Annotated in this window: 1 protein-coding gene; it reads right to left on the reverse strand. The window is 38.7% G+C overall.

Going from position 1 to position 582, the window contains the following annotated elements; genetic code table 11:
• Positions 1-60: 60 nt before the first annotated feature.
• A partial coding sequence (locus ACINWC743_RS09510) for a YDG domain-containing protein (RefSeq protein ID WP_009585258.1) occupies positions 61-582 on the reverse strand: 522 nt, incomplete at its 5' end.

A 582-nucleotide genomic window follows, 5' to 3' on the forward strand; every position in this document is an offset into this window, starting at 1 on the left:
GAATAACATGAAACAAGCACTTACAGATGCTGCCAATATATGTTGTTGTGATTTCATTATTTAGTGCTCCCCTGCCAAGATTTGAATGCCTGTGGTGTTTACACCGCCTTGGTATATCTCAAGATCAACTTTATTGAATCCTTGTTGTGTTTCAGGCAAATAGCGTGGTCGTTTAAACTGGGTTGCTTGTAAATCGGTTGTCGGGGTTAATTGATAAATATCCGCTGTTGTCATGGCATTTGTATTTACAAGTTGATAATTATGAGCATCTATACCTCCCAAGCTAATCCCTTGAATCGTCACTTGTTTTGCTTTACCTACTTTATTATCACTAAATTGCCCTGTTGCTGTTGCAACCATTAATTTATCTCCCTCGACCATGCCCGAGAATTTTGCTGAGCTTGTATTCAATATCGCATGAGTTGTTGCATCATAGAGACGATTATTGGCAGTAATTCCAGTCACTTGATTAATTTTGGCCTTCGCAATATCCAAGGCACCATCAACAAATGTTAAGTCATAGTTTTTATCGACACCATTGGCTTTGTTCGTATAACTGCCTGCATCTTTAGCAGAAACAGT

The sequence above is a fragment of the Acinetobacter sp. WC-743 genome, from assembly GCF_000335555.1.
Classification (GTDB): domain Bacteria; phylum Pseudomonadota; class Gammaproteobacteria; order Pseudomonadales; family Moraxellaceae; genus Acinetobacter; species Acinetobacter bereziniae.